We start from the raw sequence: 20,360 nt of genomic DNA, 5'->3' as shown, positions 1-20,360 counted from the left end.
ACTTATTTCGGTAGTCGATTTATCTTTACGTTAAACCATTTTCTTAATTCATAGCTAGGCAACCACCAAAGATGGGAAGTCATGATACGACGATATTTAGATATTTTTATGTACGCTGTGTTCGGTTGGGTTATTTTGTTTCTTGTTGGGGAAACAATTTTATGGGAAGAATGGCTTAAGCTTTGGAAGAGGTTGTACCTAATCACTAGTGACTCTTATCAAGTTGTATTGGTACTAGCTGGACTTCTCCTTACTACATTAGCGTCACACTTTCAGGTTTATCACCCGAATAGGTCGTTAATCCCTTGTTTCCGTTATCCACCATTAACTTTCTCCGTAGGTTTAGTTATTTCGTATTGGGCTAGTCAGCAACAACTTCCAGCGTTAATAAGCAGTAACTGGGGATTGTTTGTTGGCTCTTTACTATTACCTATACTGCATTTTTTTTCCTATATGCATTCTAAAACTACAAATCAACCATCTATAGACAACCCTAGACTTAAACTGTGCGATTTGCATTTAGAACCAAGGCTTGCGGCCAATTTACTTTTAAAAGAACTAAACCATAGAAACCAACATATTGCTCTTTGTGGGGCTTTTGGTACTGGCAAATCAAGTGTAATCAGCGCAGTGTTACTTGAGAAGAAAAAAAATGCTAATAACTATAAGCTTATTCGTTGCAATATTGACCTATGGGGAGTTGACACTGATTCTATTGTGGCATTCGTATTAGATGCGATAACACTTACATTATCTAAATATATGGACGTAAGTGGGTTTAGGCAATTACCTAGTCATTATTTGGAGGCCTTAAAAGCGAGTAATTCCTCATGGAGTTTCTTATCTTCTTTATTGAATAAGCATGAGTCTCCCGACAATTTACTTAAACGTTTGGATGAGCTTTTGTATATAACTCAAAAAAAATTGGTTGTGACGATTCAGGATATAGACAGAAATGCCGACGCTGAAGCTAGTATGTCAATACTCGCTGGGCTACTGGAAAGGCTTAAACAACAAGGGAGCAATATCACATATATTTTTGCAGCAGAAAATACACCAGCTTTTTCAGAAACAATTCGCAGAATTTGTCCAGTCCGTATTGATTTGACTCTACCGTCGTTGACAAAGCAAATTTCAAGTCTACAAAATGACTTAATTGAGACCTTACCAGCTAGTTATTTAACCTGCTTAAACTATAAAAGTACTGGCTTTAGTCAGAGTGATGCTGCTATGTTCGCAGAGCTATTACCATCATTTCGAGCCTTTAATTCACTGAGCAAAATGGTAATGCAATCATGGGGGGAACCTCAAAGTAAAGGTCTGCGAGGCGAAGTTAATCCGCACGAACTTATATCGATGTATATCCTAAAAAACGAATATCCGCAGATTTACGATCTTATTAATTATGCAGATTCAAATGGGTTTGAAAATTCACTAGCCAGCTTATTGGATAATCATATGCCAGCAGCGTCTGAAGCTGAGAAAAAATTGGTGATAAAAGTTTTTGTTTCCCTTGGTTTTTTGAGTAACTATGGCTTAGAACTCTCACAGCTTAATGAAATTGAAGATGCTGATACTGGAACAACAAAAATCGATATCGCCCTTACGAATAAATTCTCTTCTGCATCAAATGTTCTCTCGATTCTAAATGCTGATCGCAAAAGAATGATTCTAAGAGGATCTCTAATTAATTCTGATTTTTCTCACATGGAAGCATACTCATTATTTAAAGATATAGCTAAGGGATGTATAGAAAGCCTTGATTTACTGATGGTTAAAGTTTTAGAAAGTAAAGAGCTTTGGTTATCAGCAATTGAAGGTTATGGTGTACGAATGCTTTTAGGTAATGCGGCAAACTCAGAGTTGCCGAAAAAGTTAATTTATAAATTCTTGGAAATACCTGATGCTGAACTATCTCATCTTCTTTTTCGTAGTATATTTCGTTCTATTCAGAAGTCGACTGGCTTAGCGCCTTATGAAAACTTCATTTCATATTTATTATCTAAGCGGTTTATTGATGATAGCTTGCAGTGTGAAAAGCACTTCAAGGCAAATTCAATGGTAGATATAATATACTTTTTTGTATTAATTCAACTTGGAGTTGACGACAGACCTTCTAAAGCAATTGACGCTGCAAAAGCTTTCGTTATGGGTTTTGCCGACAGAAGTACTGTGCAATCGTCTGCTGTGCTCATAACTCTATTTGCAGGACTAAAGCAAATTTCTTTAGTTCAGACTTTTCTACAGAAGGCTTTGACACAAAAAAATATCAACATTTTAACCCAACGTTTAGAGTCTGTGGATTTAGACTCAGTAAACCTGCTAAAAACATATCAACGGCTCTATCTAGAAAATGATTTGGTTAACCAAGAGAAATTGAAGCAAGACCATGAGCAAGCTTTATCAGGGGTGAAACTTTTAGGTTAACTAATTGAAGGCGAGCACAAGTCAGTTTCAAGTATAAATACTACGAGCTGATTTATCCGCGATTATATAATAAAGGAGGCAATTAGTGGACTGTTCCATATAACGAGTTACTTGGCAAAAGGTTCCTCTATATTATCGCCAATAGTGTCAATATCATTGTTACTAAATGCTTTTGAAAAACCACAAAAGAACCACTCATCATCGCAATACTCAGCAATAACTGGTTTGCTGTCTATTTCTTTGCAAATGACCCAATAATAACCATCTGAAATCTTTTTCATTGATACCCACCTTACTTTTAAAGAAAACAACAAATTGAGTTAGCTTTATTTCGCACAAAGTGAACTTTGCGAGTCGCATTACCCGTGTGCCATTGTTCAGAAAGGACCCATTTAATCTAATAGAGTTAATTTAAAAAAAAAGAAATAATCTTTTCAATCAAAGTTTTCTTCTTTGGTTTAATCAACTCGCTACTTTTAGTAATACGAATGTTCGAGTGAAAAACTGTTGGGATTTGTAGAGGTTTACCTTTCAAGCTGTAAATTGTGTTTCGACGCTTATTTATATGGTCACCGGAGTTTTCGTCTTGCATCAAAATACCTTTTTAACTAACAAGTTTTGTAAAGTGTACATGAGGTTTGTTATCTAGTATTAAGATTTGCGTTATGTTTTAGGGTTACCGTTAACTTACCTTATACACGGGGTTTGGTCTCAACTGAACGCAATGCAAAGGATTTCATTACTTATGATCACTGCCCATACATGGACTTTGCTAGTTAGCTAAATGTTAGCGTCTACAAAGGCTTTGTTCTTAGTAGAGTTCATTGATACCTTTTTCTTTCCCTCTGGCGTCACAGGACCAGTACTAGCGCCACCATGATACTTACAACGTCCATTTGCCCAACTTGTGCCATCGTTCTTACAAGGATGGCCTGAGCGCGTTTTTGCTTCGCATTTCATGTCTCGGCAAATTTCAGGAAAGGGCAAGCTTTCTCTTGCTTTTCCCTTATAGCCACCAGCAACCCATTCATTAAAGCTATTTGTGCTGTCTTGATAATATGCTTTAAGAGCTTTAACTTGCTTGGCTCTCAATTTTGGCTCGGTAGTCATTTGATTGATAACCTCATTTTGGTAAAGAAACCTGTTGTCATGATCTGTAAATCACTCCATTTATTATTGCAAAACTAGCAGTAATTCCAGCGCTAAGGCTTGTTAAACATGGTTATATCAATCGTGAGTTTTTGGAGTCCTTACGATAGCTATTAAATCACGATTGTTTATCTCTGTTAGCAACACCATGTAGTCCCACGTAACCCATTCTGTTTAAAAACATACCTAGCCTTGGCATCGTCCATTCGTTGCCCCACGATGTTTCGAGACCTTTAGAGTGAAGGTGAGCAATAACCGTTTGATAGGTTGGTGTGCGCCACCAGCGTTCTTGACTATCAACAAACTCAATTATGACTTTTAACGTCACTTGTCTGTGTTGTGTAAATTCAATTCTTGTCATTTACTAACCTTCAATATTGCCGCAATAAATCATGGTTGCTTAATTCACGTTTTTTATCTTTTTAGTTTCGCGCAATTTCATAAAAGCCCTTTTAAAAGATGTTTTAAAGACTAAATCAAGAGCAATATAAAAGAGCAATACATGGTAGATATATAAAGGGGTAGCAGATTGCGCCTTTTAAATAAGTAAAAGTTGCCTGAAAAGAAGCAGTTTGCTGCTTTTGTTTCTTCTTGCACATTATATATTCAATTAAATGACGCATTATGCTGCTTTTGAGCCCTTTAAAAGACGCAAATTGCTACCGCTTAAACGCAAGCTTCTGGGTTTATGTGAATAAGCATCTGGAAATAACTTGCCGTTACACTCGTTAACTTCTAACCATGAGAGCGCGTATAAATAACAATTTCCTTTTCTGACTTTCTTGCATCCTGTAATTATTATCCACCCATGATCTATAAGCGTGTTTCTATGCCTTTGTAACGTATCTTTTTTCCAGCCCCATTTTTCCATCGTTTTTGGAGCAAGTGTCAAATCACCATTGTTTTTACCATTGAATTGCCGTGTAAGGTCCCAGAGCAATGCTTTAGGAGTTGCGTTCATACTTACATAATCTGGATGATCGAAAATGGCATGAACGGCTTTAAAATATTGTTGGGTATTTTTGCCTCTTCCATTGGCGTACATACCTTTAGAGTTTGCTTTTGCCATAGAAAAAAGGGGAGGTTAATCCCCCCCTCCAAATACCGCTTTTTTTAGTATGTTGTGTTGTTCGCTTTTAGATCTATCTAGGTCTATGCATATACTCATGCAAGCTAAATGTGACTCATCATCAAGTTGCGAGCCAGCCAAGGACATTAGTTTATGTAAAGCTGTGAGTTGTGATTCAACTTTTTGGTGTTGATCCATAACTGGAAAAACTTCAAATTTTTTCATGCTGCTTCCTCCTGGCTGCTAGATGTTGGCCTATTCAGATATAACGGACAGTTTTTAGAAGGGCATGCTTCAACCTGTTGTCTCCATGTACCTGACTCCGATTTGTCATAGATACAATCGTAGCACTGGGCATTTATAGCCAATCTTAGTGATTTTGGGTTCGACTTAGCCCTTTGCATTGGGGTTATAGTTTTAACGGCTATTTGCGTCTTTAAATCAGCCTTTACGGTAGCAAAGTTCATGCTGCCACCTCACTACATGCATTGTCGGTAGCTGGTGGATTGCTTGTGAAATAATATCGAGCTACGCCACTGTGCTTTTTGCCAGTCCCATCTATAAAGTTTTCAAGGACCTTTTCTATTGGGTAGCCTTGCAGTTTCAACTCCAAAATTCTTGATGCTGGTTGCATGATGCCGTGTTGACGAAATTCTGGTGTATTAACTGATTGATGTTTCTTTAACAATGCTATAATTTGCGAGCGTTGGGTATTGGCGCTAGTATCATTATCATTTAAAAGTGCATCAGTCTTTTGGTCGGGGGTGATGTGCTTTTTCATCTTTGCTCCTCGCTATGCTGCTAGATGCTTAAGCAAGTTATTTGCTAACTGCTCGCGCTGTTTAATAAGGGCTTTAACTATCTGGCGAATTTCATCGTCTGACTTGCCAACCGCTCTCGCTGAAACAATTGTTAGGCACTCGTGTTCGTAAATACCAACAGATCTATGTCCCAAGTTTATATACTTTGGGAAAAGGCCGTCGCGAATTTGCTCAAATTGAGTTGTATTTGACAGTCCAGTTAAAATCTTGATTTCTGGCTTACGTATTACTTTGAATTGTTGATATTGCATGATATGCACCTCGGTTTGTGGCTAACGTTTGTCAGCTTTCGAGATGAACTTTGATGGAAAATAAATGTTTTTATCAGTAGTTAGCCATTGTCACCAATGCTTGTTTAGGTAACGTTACCAATATCCTAGCCCACTAATGTCAAGTGCTTTAGGTAAGGTTACCAAATAACTATTTTCTTTTAGATTTGATTAGCCATTCAACCAAATCAGGTTTTTGCTTACCCCCTAGAGTTATTTCGTCTGGAGTGGAGACTTTAATAATTGCATCAATAGTAGTTTGCTCTTTTATTCCTTTTGCCATTAAATAATCAGTTAATTGTGATTTAGTCGGCCTTTTCATATTAACAGGCAGATCTTTCCAAGCTGCAAGAAAAACGTCGTAAGCCAAGTATAAATAATCAGGTGTTTCCTCAGCTTCAATCAAATTTTTTAAAGAGCAAGGTTTTTGTATATTGTGCTCTTGGGAGGCTTTCTCTAACTCGGTCCTAAAGTTTGATATTAGATCCATGTTTCTTTCAGTTTTTACATTATTGACCTGAAGGTTTGGTTCCACTCTAATACCCAGGTTCTTTTCTCCTATTTGATGTAACCATATTGCAAAGCTTTTTTTCTTAATTTTTATTTCTTCTGGTTTTTGATTTTCTATATATTTGTATAATTCAATAACCGTTGATTCATCCGGTTGCTCCCAAATCACATCTTCAGGAAGAATTTTTCCCATTTGAACGAGTTGACATTGTTTAAGGTGCGCATGATGTTCTATTGCAATTTGTACTTCGTGTTGGAGAGCTTCAAGTAACTCTTTAGCTTGAGCGCTTTTGTGTAAGACTCTATCGAACTCAATATCTTGTTGAGGGTTAACAATTTGATTCCCGTTATCATCGTGCTCTCTTATAGATAGCTCTTCTAATGTATCTTCGTACTTTTGAATTGAGGTGCTAAAAATATTTAATGCAAATATTATTGCCTCTTCACACTTCCAACCATCGATATATCTATTCATTCTTTCCCTCAAACAACCCTAAATAATCACCAAGTCAGGTCAGTAGGGTTCTGACTTTTCGGGAGCTACCCTAGACTTGGTAAACTTTCCTTTGATTTTCTAAGTTAATTTAGCAATCTAATAAAATCAAAAGTTAATTACCTAACTAGTTTTAAATTTTGTTTCGAATTTGAAAGGCTCACGTTTCCAGTTGAAGCGTTCTCAATATGCTCTGACCACCAGCACATAAGTTTTCTTCTACGCTCTATGTACTCTGAACGGTTGTAAGCTCGTCTAACTTCATTTTTATCTACGTGGGCTAGTGCGCTTTCAATTACATCAGCATCAAAGCCTTGTTCGTTTAACGTGGTACTGGCTAATGAGCGTAAACCATGTGCAACTAAAACTTTATCAAATCCCATTCGTTTAAGTGCCATGTTTGCGGTCTGACTGTTGGTGTGTGACCGAGGGTTTCTATCAGATGGAAAAACATATTCTCTGTGACCGCTAATCGGTTTAATTAGATTTAAGAGTGACAAGGTTTGCGGTGTTAGTGGTACAACGTGATCGCCGTTACCTTTCTTTTTCATATTTTCAGCGGGAATTGTCCAAGTTTGTTCTTCTAAATTGATGTCAGCCCATTTAGCTGTAGCGGCTTCACTCGGTCTAACCATAGTATGAAGTTGCCATTCAATTAAACAACGAGTCACTATTTTTATACTGGCCATACTAAGCGTTTGCATAAGTCTGGGGAGTTCATCAGGTTTCAGAGTAGGTAAATGCTTTTTCTTAGGTGATAAAAACGCGGCATGCATTTTCGATAAAGGATTGTGTTGTATAACACCTGTATTAACAGCGAAGTCCATCGCTTCATTGATTCGCTGGCATAACCGCTTTACCTGCTCATGATGGCCTTTAGCTTGAACAGGCTTCAATACTTCTATTGCTTCGGTTGCGGTGATTTCTTGAATCGGTCGCTTACCTAAAGCGGGTAATACGTGTTTTTCGAGTGAACTTAAAATTTTTTCAGCGTGGTCTTTACTAACTTTTGATGCTTTTACCACTATCCAATCTGAAACGACTTTGTTTAATGTGTTTAAGTTGGCTTCTGTTGCGGTCCGCTTCGTTTGCTCTTTGTGGGCACGTGGATCAATATCTTTGGCTAGCAATCCTAATGCATTAGTTCTTCGTTCTCTTGCATCGGCCAAAGATACCTTTGGGTAAATTCCGAAGCTCATATCTGCCCGTTTAGACGAGTAGGGGAGTTTATAGCGAAAGATCCAATCTTTTGTACCACTAAAACGCACTCTTAAATGCAGTCCTTGTCCATCTGATAGGATGTAGTTCTTCTCTCTAGGCTTCGCAGCGGCTATTTGAGAGGCTGTTAGTGGTTTAGCTATTCTAGGCATGTTAGTGGTACAAAATGTTCAATTAGTGAGCTTGTACCACTAACCGTACCACTAAAATACCGAATGTCAAAGACCATTACCGAACGCTAAAGCATAAAAAAACCCTGTTAATCACCGTTTTTAGCGGCTTTGGCAGGGTTTTCGTCGTTCGTCGAACGTAAATTTGGTGGAGCTGGCGGGACTTGAACCCGCGTCCAGAAAGCTTCAACCGTCGGTACTACATGCTTATTTTGTCTTTTATTTAACTATTTTGGACTCCGACAAACAGGATTCCTAGTAGCTGTTCCGATACTATTTCGCGGTTCAACCTCGGACAAGTTTCCCTCGCTATTCTATTAGTATGACCTTCCAAACCTTCACGAATAGAAGACGGCTGAAGTGGAAGGGCCTATACAGGTTATTAAGCTGCTAGTGCGTAGTTTTCGTCGTTTGCGACTATTTTTTTGCGGCTGTTTAAAGAGGCAAACCGCACCTCTGCATGCACCTAAGGCATCCCGATTCCTGTCGAATCCAAAATCAGCCCCGATGTAGTACTTTTTCAAGTAGCAGATAGGATAACACATCCTTCTCTAAAACAATATGTGGGGACAATAAATTTTACTTCAAGTGCTTGGGTTTTAATCGTTTTTTTATAGTTTGCGTTTTTGAGTATTATTTTTGTTCAATTGTTCTGATTAAAACGCGGCGGATTAGACCTTATTTAATCTCAATGGGGCTGGCATTAGCATTTTGACAACCTAGGGCATAGAGATGATAAGATTTTGCGAGTGAGTTATATGTAAGCTTTAAATCATATTTTTAAGATATCTAAACATTGGGTGGTTGCTGAATTACGGCTATTTTTGTTTTGATAGCATAATCAGTAGTTTTTTCCATCATAAGAAGGGTGTATGTCTTCAGATATATTTGCAGAATTTTCGTTACCTTGCGGTAAAACATTAAAAAACCGTTTGGTCAAAGGGGCAATGGAAGAAAACCTAGCCAATGCCAAACAATTACCCGATGAAACCTTGTTCAATTTGTATCAAAAGTGGGCGCAGGGCGGAGTAGGCTTAATTATTACTGGTAACGTAATGGTTGATCATATGGCCATGACTGGTCCTGGAGGCATGGCATTAGAACAAGATACCGATTTAGTACCCTTTCAAACATTGGCGCAAAAAGCCAAACAAAATAATACACAGGTGTGGATGCAAATTAATCATCCTGGACGACAGGTATTTAAGAAAATGGGCGGTAAAGTGCTGTCAGCATCTGATGTGGCACTGGATCTTGGTAAACACTCTAAACTGTTTAGCCAACCTAAAGCAATGTCGGAAGAGGAAATTGAAGACGTTATTCAACGATTTAAACGCACCGCATTATTGGCAGAAAAAGCGGGGTTTGACGGCGTTGAAGTACATGCCGCGCATGGGTATTTACTGGCTCAATTTTTATCGCCTTTAGTGAATAAACGTAGCGATCGCTGGGGAGGGAGTTTAGAAAACCGCGCCCGCTTGTTATTGGAAATAGTTCGCCAGATAAGGGCTGCTTGTGCTGCCGATTTTGCCGTTGCAGTAAAATTAAACTCAGCTGATTTTCAACGTGGAGGTTTTGATGTCGAGGATGCCTTAGCGGTAGTTAAAATGCTTGAATCATTAAACGTCGATGTAATTGAGCTTTCAGGTGGTAGCTACGAAGCTCCTGCCATGCAAGGGCGTACAGCGGATGATCGAACACTTGCAAGAGAAGCGTATTTTCTTGAGTTTGCAAGTCAAATTGCCCAACGAAGCCAGATACCAATTATGACTACTGGTGGCATCAAACGTTTACCGGTGGCCCAAAAAGTACTCGACTCTGGTGTTGATTTAGTAGGAATGGCCACTGCGCTTGCCTACAATCCTGATTTACCTAATCATTGGCAACAGGTGCCTGGAATGGTCAGCATGACACCGAAAGTTGAATGGAAAAATAAAACCTTAAGTGGAATGGCAAATATGGCCCTTGTAAAACGCCAATTGCGTCGCATTGGCACGGGAAAACCTGCAAAAATTGATGCTTCAGCCATATATACATTAATCTTGGAGCAAATTTTGTCTGCTAAGTTAACCAAGCGTTATCGTCGTAATGTGAAACTTGGTGCTGAATAGTATTTTTTTATTTTGCATAAAAGAACCTAACCAACAGGGTTTGATTAGGCTCATTGCCTGATAATTGTAATCAGGCGCTATGTTTCATCATGCGTTCTTTTTGACGTGCCCAATCGCGATCTTTAACCGTATCCCGTTTGTCATGGGCGTCTTTACCTTTGGCTAAGTGTATTTCTACTTTCACCCAGCATTGTTTCCAGTACATTGCCGTAGCAATAATCGAATAACCTTGGCGTTCGCGCGCGCCCATTAGTCGGTCAATTTCGCGGCGGTGAATAAGCAGTTTTTTTTGTCGATCAGGATCACACACAACATGGCTTGATGCTTGATTTAAAGGTGTGATTTTACACCCTTGTAAGTAGGCTTCGCCGTTGTGAATGTTCACAAAACTATCTGTTAAGTTAACTTTGCCTGCACGAATGCCTTTTACTTCCCAGCCTTGTAATTCTATACCTGCTTCGATTTTATCTTGCAGGTGATAATCATGACGGGCTTTTTTGTTTAAAGCTATCGTGTTGCTTTGATTTGATTTAGCGTTCTTTTTCTTCATAGTGGCGAATTATATCAGGACCAATTAATTTGTCTGTAGAAGAGTTAAAAAATAGTTGTATTTACATGGATGAACTATGAAATATGATATTTCGTGGTAAACTTCAACGAGAAATTGCAAGGTTACATAGAGGAAAATGAATGGCAAGTGTTCATCGCAGTGCGCTAGTAGCATTTAGTGCCGAATCGATGTTTGATTTAGTCAATGACGTAGCTTCTTATCCTGAATTTTTGCCTGGCTGCGCACAAACTAAAGTACTAGAACATAACAAAGATTCGATGAAAGCGGCTGTGCTCATTGCCAAAGCGGGTGTTAAACAATGGTTTACTACGCTAAATGCGTTAGATAGAGGCAAAACCATTGAAATGAATTTAGTTGAAGGGCCTTTCTCGCATTTAAGCGGTGGCTGGTCTTTTACTGCATTAGCTGATGATGCCTGTAAAATTGAATTGAAACTGGATTTTGCGTTCTCCAGTCGATTGGCTGAAATGGCCTTTGGAAAAGTGTTTAACACAGTCGCAACTAATATGGTGAATGCCTTTACCGCCAGAGCGAAAGAGGTATACCTATGACCGACTCGCAAATCACTGTTGAAGTAGTGTACGGCTTGCCTAAAGAACAGGCGCTTATCAGTGTAACAATAGAGAAGGGCAAGACAGCAGAAGAAGCAATTCAAGCATCTGGTATTTTACGTCGTTTTCCTGAGATAGATTTATCGGTGTTGAAAATAGGTAATTGGAATCGGACATGTAAACTTACCGACATACCTAATGACGGCGATAGAATAGAGATATATCGTCCGCTAATTGCTGACCCTAAAGAAGTACGTCGAATACGCGCTGAAAAGGCCAAAGTAGAAGGACGGGCAGATAAAGTCACAGGTGGCCGAGTAAAGTCGTAAATTAGCAGGTGCTTTAGGTAAATAGAACGGTTTTTTTGCATATGTTTAGTTAGATTGACCTTAATCCCTTGCACTGAAATTGCGCTCAAGCACGTCATTCATGGCTAAACGCCCATGGGCCCACTATCGTTCGGTAATAGTGGAAATCATAACTAATTAAGTAACTAAAAAAGAATTTTAAAATGGCGATTCAGTGGTATCCCGGGCACATGCATAAGGCCCAAAAAGAGATAAAAGATGTGCTACCTAGCGTGGATCTGGTCATCGAAGTGCTAGATGCACGGATACCATATTCCAGTGAAAATCCTGCGATTAAACACTTAAGAGGTGATAAACCTTGCATCAAAGTGCTGAGTAAAACAGATTTGGCTGATCCTGAACTCACCCTTAAATGGCAAGATTATTTAGAGCAAGAAAAAGGCGTTAAAACCTTTCCCACCACCACAGAACAACCGGCCAAAATTAAACAAATAGTTGATTTGTGTCGCAAAATGTTACCCGAAAAAGACGCAGGCATTAAATCTATTAATACCATGATTGTGGGTATTCCTAATGTCGGGAAATCGACACTGATTAATACCTTAGCTGACAGAGTTATTGCGCAAACTGGGAATGTTCCAGCGGTTACTAAAACTCAGCAACGGATTAATTTGGGCAGCGGCATTGTGTTATTTGATACTCCAGGTATTTTGTGGCCCAAAATTGAAAATGAAAACAGTAGTTATCGTTTGGCAGCGTCTGGCGCGATTAAAGATACGGCGATGGATTACGAAGATGTTGGATTTTATGCGGCGGATTACCTGATTAAAGCCTATCCTGAGTTAATGAAAGAGCGATTTGCTTTAGAATCCATACCTGAAACTGAAATTGAATTTTTAGAAGCTGCGGCAAGCAAACGAGGTGCCTTACGTGCAGGAGGGAGGGTTAATTTACATAAAATTTGTGAACTACTGATTAATGAACTTCGTTCCGGTAAATTAGGCCGTATCACCTTAGAAACGCCAGATATGGTGATTAAAGAAGAAAAACTTGTGGCGGAATTAGCAGCTCAAAAAATAGCTGAAAAAGAAGCCAAAAAACAACGTTTCAAGGACGGTTCTGCAACCCCAAATAAGCGTGATGCTAAAGCCATAAAAATGGAGGGAAAAACTAAAAATAAACGACGTAAACGTTGAAGTGGGTAGCCTAATTTTACTGAATATTTAAATGTATAGGTAAAAAAACTATCGCTAAATTGATGTTTCCAAGTAATTAGACGGAACGGGTTATTGCTCTATACTTAATAAGTATTCATTTTGTAGATGATCTTGATGACTGACTTTATTGAGCTAAATACCAAGAAGCTTCTCGAAAACGCCCACATTGGCGTCGTTATCCATCGCTGGGATACCTCCATTATATACGCAAACCCAACGTCATTACGTTTATTAAGATTGAGCTATAAACAAATAATCGGTAAATGTTCCATCGATCCTCAGTGGCGATTTTTAGATGAGTCAGGCAAAAAACTGCTGATTGAAGATTATCCTGTTAATAAAGTAAAGCGAACCCGTGAACGCCTCAAAAACGAGGTGCTTGGTGTGTTAGACAGCTCTGTGGATACTATTAGTTGGTTTTTTATTAACGCCTATTTTGAAGGGGAACCTGGCAGCCCAGAAGCCTTCATTGTGGTGACCTTTACTGATATTTCAGATTCTAAACAATTGTTTTCCTTTAAAGCCATTGTTGAAAACACCCAAGACATGGTAATCGTTACAGACGCGACAGATATTAACTACCCACTTAGTCCCAAAATTATTTACGTCAATAAAGCCTTCGAGAAAATGACCGGTTACAGTAAGGACAGTGTGATTGGTGAAACGCCGAGAATTTTACAAGGCCCTTTAACAGATAAAGAAACTACTAATCGTATTCATCGTGCGCTGGAAAATTGTCAGGAAGTCAGTGAAACCTTATTAAACTATGATGCCAATGGCAGACCCTACTGGGTTGATATGAACATCATTCCCCTCAAAAATAAATATGATGAAGTAACGCATTTTGCTGCCATAGAGCGTGACATTTCAGAGCGTATATTTTATCTCGAGCAATTAAAAAACAAAAACAATGAATTCAAAAAGTTGAAGACGGAACTAGAAAACTTAATTGATGAAAGAACCAAAGAGCTTCGTCAAGCCAATGCTAAACTAGAAAAAATAGCCTACTACGATCCTTTAACCAATATCCCCAATCGACGTTTTTTTATTGATCATGCCCACCGGTTAATTAAGTCGTGTAACAGGCGAGGGGCGTTGGTTGCTTTTGGTTTATTAGATATTGATGATTTTAAGGTGTTTAATGATAGCTTTGGTCATGATGCTGGTGATATTGTCCTAGTTGAGATCGCTAAATTCTTAAATGGTTTCTTTCGAGTAGATGACGCTTTTTGTCGATACGGAGGAGAAGAGTTCGCCTTTGTTGCAGCAATTAAAGAAGCCGATGATGCAACTAGTTTGGCGGATCGCCTGTTGGACGGAATTCGTAACCTTAAAATAGATATTAACGCTACCACGCAGATGTCGGTAACTGTGAGTATGGGGATGCAAGTGTCTATGCCCTCGGAAGAACTTGATTTAGAAAAAGGTTTAAAAGATGCCGACGTCACACTTTATCAATCAAAAGGAGAGGGCAAGAATCAAGTTAAAATCACCTTCGAACATAGATGATAAGTGACATATTTTGCTCCCGCTCCCTTTACCTAAAAATAAGTCACCTTTAAAAAGCCATCTTTAAAAAAGTAAAATGTTGACGCTAAAAATATTTACCTATGAGTGCTAACCCTTAAATGCGCGTATTAGCTTAAAGTGGAATATAAAAATGTTACACATCTGTTTATAATTCAGAGTTAAAAGATTACTATTAAATTATACGCTTGTTGCATTTTTAGGAAGCCTGTGGAAGAGACTATTTTATTTGCTAGACAACCTATTTTTGATAGAAATTGTAAAATGGTCGCCAGTGAGATTCTTTATCGAGGAGATATATTCAACTCTGATAGTGATGCCAAAAATCTGATCGCCACACGCGACCTGCTAGTTAATGTTTGCACTTCAGTTTTCAATAGTAATGTAAACCTAGATCTTCCCATGTTAGTTAACGTTGATATGGATTTTTTAGACTCAGATTATTTTTTCCCTCTACCACCTCATAATCTTATTTTTGAAATATTAGAAACCGTTGAACCTAGTGAAAAAGTGTTAAAAAGAATCGCTGAATTAAGGCGTCTTGGTTACGAATTTGCTTTAGATGACTACATTCTTGAACCCTCTAAATTTCCTTTTTTCAAACATATTAAAATATTAAAAATTGATATCCTTGATATTAATTTCAATAAATTAAAAGCTGTTTTTCCGAAATTAAAAAAAATTGGTTTTCAGTTATTGGCAGAAAAAGTTGAAGACCAAGCAAGTTTTGATGAATGCATGGAATTGGGTTTCGACTTATTCCAAGGTTATTTTTTGGAAAAACCGTCAATAATTACCGGTCAAAAAATTGATGCCAACAAAAATTCAGCATTGCAATTGGTTTCCCAGTTAAGTCGGACAGATATTGAAGCTGCAGAAGTTGCGGAGTTGATATCGCGCGATCCTGTACTCACTGTAAAAATATTAGCTCTTATAAATTGTCCAATTTATCAATTGGTTAGAGAGGTTAAGTCGGTTAAAGATGCGGTTGTTAGGCTTGGCTTAAACGTGGTCAAACAGTGGGCCATGATCTTAACTCTTGCATCAGAGTCGTCACAACCTTCAGAGTTATTTAGAACCTTATTAATCAGAGCTAAAACCTTGGCGTTATTTTCTGATAGCCCAATCACAGGTGGTGTAAAAACTGATTCGTCAGAGAGTTTTCTGGTGGGATTGTTATCTGGCATTGATGCTGTTTTTCAGGTTGAGATTAAAGATATTCTAGATAGTTTAACCCTCAGTGAATCTATTAAATCAGCATTGTTATCCCATGATAATGATCTTGGGAAGTTACTGAAAAATACCATAGGTATTGAACGCTTAGACGATCAGGTATTCGAACGCCTGTCGAAACAGGAACTCGAATTATTTAAAAAGTGCTATTCACAAGCACTGAAATGGACTGACGAAGTGATGACCTATATTGATTAAGTTTTTGTTACTCAACTTTAGTTAAAATCACTACTGAGCCCTGAAAACTCACTAGTTTTTGAAAAGGCGACTTACAGTCTGAAGTCAAATCGTTAAAATCGCAAAGCCAGTGCATCACATAAAAACTTTTGAAAAGGCTGGGCTCTGCCATAGCGTCTAGCGACTTCTTCACATAGATTACCAGCAAATAAGAAATCTTCGGCAAGCGGACATATTGCGATAAAGTCTTTGCGCTTAATTTCTTCGATTAATTTGTGATCAGCATTAAATCCTTTAGGTGGTCGTTTTAATTTCTCACCTGAGAGGGCATAAATTTCGGTAAACGGTGCGTGTTGTATCGTGTCTTCGTATGAATCAGGTTTGAGAGCAATATAGTCACGAATTGATTTCAATGCGTCAGGTTCTGGACGCCAAGTTCCGACCCCTAAAAATACATTGTCCGGCTCGATATGCAGGTAGAAACCTGGGGCGTGGACGTTTTTGCCAATTTCATGGCGGAACTGAATCCCAACGTTGGTTTTGTATGGAGATTTGTCTTTGGAAAAGCGCACATCTCGGTAGGGCCGCATCATAGAGCCACCTACTTTTTTTGGGATGGCTTCGTAATGGGGAGAAATCATTTTAATCCAAGTGTCCATACCCTCAATAAATTCTAGGGTAGGGGTGCGAACCTTATCTTCATACTCTTGTTTATGATCTGCAAACCAATTTTTATCATTGTTATTAGCCAACTGCCTCAGGAAAGTCATCAAGCTTGGGTCGAAATGGGTAAACATACGATAACTTCCTAATATTTGCGTCTTTGAATACCTGTTTCAGCTAAAATTTTAGCTGACATCTCTTCTATGGAAAACTTGGTGCTGTTCAAAAATGGGATTTTTTCTTTACGATATAGATTTTCAACTTCTCTCAATTCCATTCGACACTGCTTCATTGACGCATAACGGCTATTGGCCCTTCTTTCAGAGCGTATTGAATGCAATCTTTCCGGTGCAATGGTTAATCCAAATAGCTTATCTTTAAAGCGCCTTAGTGCTGGGGGGAGTTTTAAAATATCGCCCATATCTTCTTCAGTGAAAGGGTAATTTGCTGCTTTAATACCAAATTGCAGAGCTAAATATAAACTGGTTGGAGTTTTACCCGAACGAGATACACCACACAAAATAATATCCGCTTCGTTATAGTCTTTAACATTAGAACCGTCATCATTTGCAAGGGCATAATTAACCGCATCAATTCTGTTGTCGTAAGTTTTTTCATGGATGCTGTGGGTACGATGTTTTTCCGGCATCGAAGGGACGCCTAATGCTTTTTCCAGAGGCGCAACAAATTGGTCAAGAAAGTTATAATTAATGCCTACTGACTTAGCGACCATTTTTCTAACTTCGGTATTCACGATGGTATAAAATACTAAAGGACGCAAACCAGTCTCTTTGAATTCCTCTGAAATTTTATTTAAGACTTTTTGGGCTTGTTGTTCAGTTTCTACGAATGGTTCTGTGTAATGTTTAAATTCGACGGTAAAAAGTGACAGCAATGCATGCCCAAACACTTCCGCAGTAATGGCTGTGCCATCAGATATGTAAAAAGCTGATCTCACTACAATTCCTTAACAATGTTGTAATTTTATTACAGAAAAAAATTAAATTTTACTTTCTTCTTTACACCATTCTAAAATCCCTGACGCAAAAAGCCAGAAGGTGAACAAAATAAATTCATAAGCACCATTCTGACAACTTTATTGCATTAAAACTTATTTCGTTTGCGCCTTAGCAATCGGGCCCAGGACAAAAAAACTTTGAGGTGTTAGCAGTGCAAGAATATGTACTTTGGTATGAGCAGTTGGGAATGAATGATGTTAATCGCGTTGGCGGTAAAAACGCATCATTGGGTGAAATGATTTCAAACCTGTCTAATGCAGGTGTTCAAGTTCCGGGGGGCTTTGCTACAACCGCATACGCATTTAACGAATTTTTAGAACAAAGTGGACTCGAAGAGCGTATCCATGACGTGCTGAATAGTTTAGATGTTGACGATGTTGAAGCACTAGCTAAAGCCGGTGAAAATATTCGTAACTGGGTGATTGAAACCCCGTTTTTGCCAAAACTTGAAGAAGAAATTAAAACCGCATTTGAAAAGCTACAGGGTGACGCTGGTGATGAAGCTTCATTTGCTGTGCGTTCTTCAGCCACTGCTGAAGATATGCCAGATGCTTCTTTTGCTGGTCAGCAAGAGACTTTTTTGAATGTAAAAGGTTATGACTCTGTGCTTGTAGCCATTAAGCATGTTTTTGCATCATTGTTTAATGACCGAGCTATTTCTTATCGTGTTCACCAAGGTTATGACCACAAGGGCGTTGCATTGTCTGCTGGGATACAGCGGATGGTTAGAAGTGACGTGAGTTCTTCTGGTGTTATGTTCACCATCGATACTGAATCAGGTTTTGAAGACGTGGTATTTATTACTTCTTCTTATGGTTTGGGTGAAATGGTTGTTCAAGGTGCTGTAAACCCTGATGAGTTTTACGTACACAAGCCTACCCTAGACAAAGGCTTGCCAGCTATTGTCCGTCGCAACATGGGCAGCAAATTAATCAAAATGATCTACTCTCCAGATTTGGCCCATGGCAAACAAGTCGAAATTGTGGATGTCGACAAATCTCAAAGTTTAGAATTTTCTATTACTGACCAAGAAGTAATGGAATTGGCCAAACAAGCGCAAATTATTGAAAAGCACTATAAGCGTCCTATGGACATCGAATGGGCTAAAGATGGTACTGACGGTAAACTGTATATCGTTCAAGCCCGTCCTGAAACAGTGCGTTCGCGAGAAGACATTCAAGTTATTGAAAACTTCCAATTAAAAGGCAAAGCGAAAATTGTCACCGAAGGTCGTGCAATCGGTCATAAAATTGGTGCAGGTGAAGCCAAAGTACTTAGTTCAATTGATGAAATGGGTAAAATTCAGCCAGGCGATGTACTAGTAACAGATATGACGGATCCCGATTGGGAGCCGATTATGAAAAAGGCCTCAGCAATCGTAACTAATCGCGGTGGCAGAACTTGTCATGCGGCTATCATCGCCCGTGAATTAGGTATACCAGCTGTTGTAGGTTGCGGAAATGCAACTGACTCAATCGAAACTGGCGATAAAATTACAGTATCTTGCGCCGAAGGTGATACTGGTTATGTTTATGATGCTGAACTTGAATTTGATGTAGTGACATCTCGAATCGATTCAATGCCTGATATTCCACTCAAAGTTATGATGAATGTGGGTAATCCAGACCGAGCTTTTGATTTCGCTAGATTACCTCACAAAGGGGTTGGCCTAGCTCGTCTAGAGTTCATTATCAACCGCATGATTGGTGTGCATCCAAAAGCCCTTTTGGACTTTGATAACCAGCCAGAAGAGTTGAAAGAAGAAATTTCGGAAATGATGGCCGGTTATGAATCGCCAGTAGAGTTTTATATTCAAAAATTGGTTGAAGGTGTGTCTACCATTGCCGCAGCTTTCTCTCCTGAGAAAGTTATCGTGCGTATGTCAGATTTTAAATCAAATGAGTACTTCAACTTGGTTGGCGGTTATCAGTATGAACCTGATGAAGAAAACCCAATGCTTGGTTTCCGCGGTGCAAGCCGTTACATCTCTGAAGAGTTCCGCGATTGTTTCGCGCTAGAGTGTGAAGCAATTAAGCGCGTTCGTAACACCATGGGACTGACCAATGTGGAAGTGATGATCCCATTTGTTCGCACCGTAGGTGAAGGTAAAAAAGTAATCGAGTTATTAGCTGAACAAGGTTTGGTGCAAGGTGAAAATGGTTTACGCGTGATTATGATGTGTGAATTACCTTCAAATGCATTGCTTGCCGATCAATTCTTAGACATCTTTGATGGATTCTCAATTGGTTCGAATGACTTAACTCAATTAACCCTTGGATTGGATCGTGACTCTGGCGTAATTGCGCATTTGTTCGACGAGCGGGATGAAGCGGTGAAAATTCTATTGAGTATGGCAATCAAAGCGGCCAAAAAACGTGGTAAATACGTGGGTATTTGTGGACAAGGTCCTTCAGACCATGAAGACCTTGCAGCTTGGTTGGTGGAACAAGGAATCGATAGTGTTTCTTTGAATCCTGATACCGTAGTTGAAACTTGGTTATACCTAGGCGAAAAACACGCGTAATAGTTTATCGTCATTAAACTAATTTATAGTTAAAACAACAAAGGCAGGTTCATCCTGCCTTTTTTTGTATTTAAATTGCGCTTAGTTATCTAACGATACTTTCGGTTAAGCAGGTATCTGTCTAATCGTCGAGCAGTGACACTCATAGAGTTTTGACATTTTTGCAAGCATTTCCGAGCCAGTGGTATGTCGTAACTCAAGAGCATTAACCCGCTGATCAAAAATAGAATTGAACCTGGTAAGATCGCGAAAACAATCCCCACAGCGGATAGCACTGCGCCTATCGTAATTCGAATTGCCTTTTTCATATGCTTCTCTTTTATCCGTTGCTAC

Annotated in this window: 20 protein-coding genes and 1 other RNA gene; 8 read left to right on the top strand and 13 right to left on the bottom strand. The window is 38.9% G+C overall.

Features of this window, described 5'->3' with window-relative positions:
* The first annotated feature begins 108 nt into the window (after nt 1–108).
* Nucleotides 109–2,427 (top strand): P-loop NTPase fold protein, encoded by a 2,319-nt coding sequence (locus tag ABWV72_RS05125; RefSeq protein WP_353369117.1) that lies wholly within the window; start codon nt 109–111, stop codon nt 2,425–2,427.
* 107 nt (nt 2,428–2,534) lie between these two features.
* On the opposite strand, the gene ABWV72_RS05120 is transcribed toward ABWV72_RS05125, so the two are convergent.
* From ABWV72_RS05120 to ssrA, 10 genes are all read right to left on the bottom strand, one after another.
* Nucleotides 2,535–2,708: a hypothetical protein gene (locus ABWV72_RS05120; RefSeq protein WP_353369115.1), complete on the bottom strand. Its 174-nt coding sequence runs from the start codon at nt 2,706–2,708 to the stop codon at nt 2,535–2,537.
* A 499-nt stretch (nt 2,709–3,207) separates the two neighbouring features.
* The gene (locus tag ABWV72_RS05115) at nt 3,208–3,537 is read right to left on the bottom strand and encodes an HGGxSTG domain-containing protein (RefSeq protein WP_353369113.1); all 330 of its coding nucleotides are present in this window, start codon (nt 3,535–3,537) and stop codon (nt 3,208–3,210) included.
* Between the two features lie 157 nt (nt 3,538–3,694).
* Entirely contained in the window at nt 3,695–3,937 is a 243-nt protein-coding gene (locus ABWV72_RS05110; RefSeq protein ID WP_353369111.1) for a DUF1330 domain-containing protein, read from the bottom strand.
* Nucleotides 3,938–4,198: 261 nt separating this feature from the next.
* A complete protein-coding gene (locus ABWV72_RS05105) occupies nt 4,199–4,645 on the bottom strand; it encodes a hypothetical protein (protein WP_353369109.1) in 447 nt (148 codons plus the stop codon).
* Between the two features lie 15 nt (nt 4,646–4,660).
* Nucleotides 4,661–4,870 (bottom strand): hypothetical protein, encoded by a 210-nt coding sequence (locus ABWV72_RS05100; protein ID WP_353369107.1) that lies wholly within the window; start codon nt 4,868–4,870, stop codon nt 4,661–4,663.
* 238 nt (nt 4,871–5,108) lie between these two features.
* Entirely contained in the window at nt 5,109–5,426 is a 318-nt protein-coding gene (locus ABWV72_RS05095) for a helix-turn-helix domain-containing protein (protein WP_353369105.1), read from the bottom strand.
* A gap of 12 nt (nt 5,427–5,438) precedes the next feature.
* On the bottom strand, nt 5,439–5,717 hold the full coding sequence (locus ABWV72_RS05090; protein WP_353369103.1) for a helix-turn-helix transcriptional regulator: 279 nt from the start codon (nt 5,715–5,717) through the stop codon (nt 5,439–5,441).
* Nucleotides 5,718–5,886: 169 nt separating this feature from the next.
* Entirely contained in the window at nt 5,887–6,720 is an 834-nt protein-coding gene (locus tag ABWV72_RS05085) for a hypothetical protein (RefSeq protein ID WP_353369101.1), read from the bottom strand.
* A 137-nt stretch (nt 6,721–6,857) separates the two neighbouring features.
* On the bottom strand, nt 6,858–8,108 hold the full coding sequence (locus ABWV72_RS05080; RefSeq protein ID WP_353369099.1) for an integrase domain-containing protein: 1,251 nt from the start codon (nt 8,106–8,108) through the stop codon (nt 6,858–6,860).
* Between the two features lie 164 nt (nt 8,109–8,272).
* Nucleotides 8,273–8,632, bottom strand: a transfer-messenger RNA (tmRNA) gene (gene ssrA / locus ABWV72_RS05075).
* 366 nt (nt 8,633–8,998) lie between these two features.
* Between ssrA and ABWV72_RS05070 the strand changes: the two genes are divergently transcribed.
* Nucleotides 8,999–10,237, top strand: a complete 1,239-nt coding sequence (locus tag ABWV72_RS05070; protein WP_353369097.1) for an NADH:flavin oxidoreductase/NADH oxidase family protein — start codon at nt 8,999–9,001, stop codon at nt 10,235–10,237.
* A 70-nt stretch (nt 10,238–10,307) separates the two neighbouring features.
* On the opposite strand, the gene smpB is transcribed toward ABWV72_RS05070, so the two are convergent.
* Nucleotides 10,308–10,787, bottom strand: coding sequence for an SsrA-binding protein SmpB (gene smpB / locus ABWV72_RS05065; RefSeq protein WP_216048506.1), 480 nt, complete (start codon nt 10,785–10,787; stop codon nt 10,308–10,310).
* 140 nt (nt 10,788–10,927) lie between these two features.
* Between smpB and ABWV72_RS05060 the strand changes: the two genes are divergently transcribed.
* From ABWV72_RS05060 to ABWV72_RS05040, 5 genes are all read left to right on the top strand, one after another.
* The gene (locus ABWV72_RS05060; RefSeq protein ID WP_216048507.1) at nt 10,928–11,359 is read left to right on the top strand and encodes a type II toxin-antitoxin system RatA family toxin; all 432 of its coding nucleotides are present in this window, start codon (nt 10,928–10,930) and stop codon (nt 11,357–11,359) included.
* Complete coding sequence (locus tag ABWV72_RS05055) at nt 11,356–11,688, top strand: RnfH family protein (protein ID WP_216048508.1); 333 nt, start codon at nt 11,356–11,358, stop codon at nt 11,686–11,688. Before ABWV72_RS05060 ends, ABWV72_RS05055 begins: the two co-directional genes overlap by 4 nt.
* A 182-nt stretch (nt 11,689–11,870) precedes the next feature.
* On the top strand, nt 11,871–12,863 hold the full coding sequence (ylqF, locus tag ABWV72_RS05050; protein ID WP_216048509.1) for a ribosome biogenesis GTPase YlqF: 993 nt from the start codon (nt 11,871–11,873) through the stop codon (nt 12,861–12,863).
* Nucleotides 12,864–12,998: 135 nt separating this feature from the next.
* The gene (locus tag ABWV72_RS05045) at nt 12,999–14,393 is read left to right on the top strand and encodes a diguanylate cyclase (RefSeq protein WP_353369094.1); all 1,395 of its coding nucleotides are present in this window, start codon (nt 12,999–13,001) and stop codon (nt 14,391–14,393) included.
* Between the two features lie 228 nt (nt 14,394–14,621).
* Nucleotides 14,622–15,842 carry an EAL and HDOD domain-containing protein gene (locus ABWV72_RS05040; RefSeq protein WP_303500795.1) on the top strand — a complete coding sequence of 407 codons (1,221 nt, stop codon included), beginning with the start codon at nt 14,622–14,624 and terminating at the stop codon, nt 15,840–15,842.
* 92 nt (nt 15,843–15,934) lie between these two features.
* On the opposite strand, the gene ABWV72_RS05035 is transcribed toward ABWV72_RS05040, so the two are convergent.
* Together ABWV72_RS05035 and ppsR are read right to left on the bottom strand one after the other, a co-directional pair.
* Entirely contained in the window at nt 15,935–16,618 is a 684-nt protein-coding gene (locus ABWV72_RS05035) for a DUF2461 domain-containing protein (RefSeq protein ID WP_353369091.1), read from the bottom strand.
* Between the two features lie 11 nt (nt 16,619–16,629).
* Nucleotides 16,630–17,442 carry a posphoenolpyruvate synthetase regulatory kinase/phosphorylase PpsR gene (gene ppsR, locus ABWV72_RS05030; RefSeq protein WP_216048513.1) on the bottom strand — a complete coding sequence of 271 codons (813 nt, stop codon included), beginning with the start codon at nt 17,440–17,442 and terminating at the stop codon, nt 16,630–16,632.
* 212 nt (nt 17,443–17,654) lie between these two features.
* Here ppsR and ppsA point away from each other — a divergent pair, with 212 nt between their 5' ends.
* Entirely contained in the window at nt 17,655–20,027 is a 2,373-nt protein-coding gene (ppsA, locus tag ABWV72_RS05025; protein WP_216048514.1) for a phosphoenolpyruvate synthase, read from the top strand.
* The last annotated feature ends 333 nt before the right edge of the window (nt 20,028–20,360 follow it).

Source organism: Aliiglaciecola sp. NS0011-25, assembly GCF_040370605.1.
Classification (GTDB): domain Bacteria; phylum Pseudomonadota; class Gammaproteobacteria; order Enterobacterales; family Alteromonadaceae; genus Aliiglaciecola; species Aliiglaciecola lipolytica_A.
The sequence above is the reverse complement of the archived record's forward strand: the minus strand, read 5'-3'. Positions and strand labels throughout refer to the sequence as shown.